Source organism: Microbacterium sp. ISL-103 (assembly GCF_018613995.1).
Lineage (GTDB): Bacteria > Actinomycetota > Actinomycetes > Actinomycetales > Microbacteriaceae > Microbacterium.
In genome coordinates, this window is the sequence record NZ_JAGGPD010000541.1 from 1,960 (window position 1) to 4,897 (window position 2,938).

Here is a 2,938-nt window from a genome sequence, read left to right on the forward strand (position 1 = left end):
CCTTCGAGACCGTCGGCTCATCGCTGGCGTGGGTGCGCCAGTCGTCGGGCAGCAGGTAGTCGAGAACGTCGTCGATGCTGATCGCGCCGACCAGTCGGTGCGCGGCGTCGAGCACCGGCAGCGACACGAGGTCGTAGCTGGCCAGCATCCTGGCCACCTCGGCGGCGGACGCGGTGACGCGCACGGGTTCGAGGCTGTCATCCATGATCGCGCCGAGACGCTCATGCGGCGGATAACGCAGCATCCGCTGGAAATGCACCATGCCGAGGAGTCGACCGGTCGGCGTCTCGAAAGGAGGGAGCGTGACGAAGACGGCGGCCGCGAGGGCGGGGTGGAGCTCGTGCCGACGGATCAGCGCCAGCGCTTCTGCCACGGTCGCATCGGCGGAGAGGATGATCGGCTCCGGCGTCATGAGACCACCGGCGGTGTCAGGGCCGTAGCGGAGCAGCATCCTGACGTCTTCCGCCTCTTCCGGCTCCATCAGCTCGAGCAGCTGCTCGAGTCGGTTCGGCGGCAGCTGGGCGAGGAGGTCGGCGGCGTCGTCGGGCTCCATCTGATCGAGGATGTCGGCTGCGCGCTCGTCGCCGAGGCGATCGAGGATGTGCACCTGCTCGTCTTCGGGCATCTCTTCGAGGGCATCGGCGAGACGGTCGTCGGAGAGCTCCTCGGCGACCTCGATCATGCGCTGCTGCGGCAGGTCGAGCAGGGTGTTGGCGAGGTCGGCGGCATGCAGCTCGGAATACGACGCGACGAGCTGTTCAGCGGACTGCGACTCACCGGGAGCGCGCTCCTCGGCGACCTCGCTCCAGGCGGCGAACGTCGTGGGGCCCTTCGCGAACGGCGACGCGCTGGTCTTCGGACGCCGCAGGAACAGCTGCGTGATCGCCCACTCGCCGAGACGGTTGGGTTCGATCGCGACGTCTTCGATGACCGCCGAGCCGGTGCCGTCGACGAGAGTCACCCGACGACCGAGGAGTTCGGCGAGCACCCGCACCTCGCCGGCGCGCGGAGAGAACCGCCTCACGTTGATGAGACCGGTGCTGATGACCTGCCCCGCACGGATCGACGTCACACGGCCGATCGAGAGGAAGACCTGCCTGCGTCCGGGGATCTCGACGACGAGACCGATGACCCGGGGAGCACCCGTACTTCGGTAGACGATGACGACATCACGGACTGTGCCGAGCCGGTCGCCCACGGGGTCGAAGACGGCGCAGCCTGCAAGGCGCGCGGCGAATACCCGTTGTGTGCTCACTCGTCCAGCGTAGTGCGCGGGGCCCGGGCACGTGCCGCGGCGCGTCGCATCGCAGCGGTCTGCGACGCGCCGCCCGGCCTCGCCATCGGCAGGCATGGAACAATGGCGGGATGAGCATGCTGAACCGTCCAGCTGACAGCCGCGATGAGGGCGAGATCGTCGCCTCCACCCGTGATTACGAAGGCGCCCAGAAGACGGTGTCGAAACTGATCGCGCAGGAGGTGCCGGCCCGAGACATCGCGATCATCGGGCAGAGCGTGCGCACGGTCGAGCGCATCACCGGGCGCCTCGGCTACGCCGCCGCAGCGCGATCAGGCGCCATCAACGGCGTGCTCATCGGCCTCTTCCTCTCGGCGATCCTCGTGATCGGCAACCCTGAGGTCCCGATCCAGCTGTTCGTCGGGTTCGTCTTCATCGGAGTCGCGCTGGGCATGCTGCTCAGCCTTGTCACCTATGCGATCGTCCGTCGCCGTCGCGACTTCGCGAGTGTCACGCAGTTCGCCGCCGATCACTACGAGGTGCGCGTGCAGGCGTCATCCCTCGCCAAGGCGCGCCTGGCGCTGGGAGCGGCGAAGCCCGCACCCGTGCGGGCTCCCGTCGATCTCGACGAGCCACCGAGGTACGGCGAGCGGATCACGCCCGGCAGCCAGCCCGCCCCGGCGCCCGTTCCTCCCACGGCACCTCCCGTCGCGCCGGAGGACCCGACTCCCGGACCCGCGCCGACCCCGCCGCTCGGTGGGCCCGAAGCTGCTCCCGAAGGGCCCTCGGTACCGCCGCGCCCCGCAGACCCGACCGCTCCTCCGATCGACACGACCGAACCGGGCAAGCCCGGTCTGCCGCCCACCTCGGCAGGAGCCGTCTGATGTCTGACGCAGAGCGCGAGACCGGTCCCTCCGCCGCACCCGCATACCCTTCGGTGCCTCCCGCCCCACCCGCGCCGCCCGCTCAGGGCCCCGTTCCGCCGGCGCCCGTCTACGGCTATGCACCGCCGCAGTCTCCGGGGTATGCGCAGCAGCCTGCTCCGCAGCACCAGACACCGGGGTACGCCCCACCCGCGGCCCCCGGTCAGTTCCCGTCGTCGCCGCAGCCCGTCGGATACGCCCCGCCGGCGCAGGGCTATCCGGCGCAGCGTCATCCGGCGCAGGGCTATCCGGCGCAGGGATATCCGGCAGGTGCGTATCCCGCCGCCGTGCCGCCGCGAGGTCTGCTTCCGTGGGCGCTGGGCCTCCTGATCCTCATCCCGTTCCCGTTCGTCGGTGGACTGGCGTCGGGGATCGCAATGGCGGTGAGCGGGGGAGCGTCGCGTCGCTTCGGCGGTGTGGCGCGTGAGAACGCCCGAGCGGCATTGAACTGGGGACTCACCTACCTGCTGGTGTCGACGATCCTGCTCGTCTCGCACTTCGTGATCCTCGCCACCCTGACGGCCGATTCGCCGTCGAGCGGCTTCTATCCCATCGGCATCCCGATCACGATCTACTTCGCGCTGTCGGTCTTCCACGTCGTGCTCGTGATCGTCGGCATGGTGAAGGCGTCGAGCGGCAAGGTCGTGCGCGTGCCGTTCGCGATTCCGTACCTGCGCGCCTGATGGTCGAGATCCTCGTCGACCTGCCCACCGGGCAGACCGCGGTATCCGCGGACTGGTCGGCGGGCGGCAACGGCTCGACGGTCATCTCCGCGCCCGGC

Annotated in this window: 3 protein-coding genes; 2 read left to right on the forward strand and 1 reads right to left on the reverse strand. The window is 69.9% G+C overall.

Features of this window, described 5'->3' with window-relative positions:
* The coding region (locus J7E68_RS17365) for a magnesium transporter MgtE N-terminal domain-containing protein (protein WP_215174699.1) at positions 1–1,255 on the reverse strand (1,255 nt) is incomplete at its 3' end.
* Positions 1,256–1,365: 110 nt separating this feature from the next.
* On the opposite strand from J7E68_RS17365, the gene J7E68_RS17370 reads away from it, so the two are divergent.
* The gene (locus tag J7E68_RS17370) at positions 1,366–2,118 is read left to right on the forward strand and encodes a general stress protein (protein ID WP_215174701.1); all 753 of its coding nucleotides are present in this window, start codon (positions 1,366–1,368) and stop codon (positions 2,116–2,118) included.
* On the forward strand, positions 2,118–2,840 hold the full coding sequence (locus tag J7E68_RS17375) for a DUF4870 domain-containing protein (protein WP_215174703.1): 723 nt from the start codon (positions 2,118–2,120) through the stop codon (positions 2,838–2,840). The genes J7E68_RS17370 and J7E68_RS17375 overlap by 1 nt, the downstream gene beginning before the upstream one ends.
* The last annotated feature ends 98 nt before the right edge of the window (positions 2,841–2,938 follow it).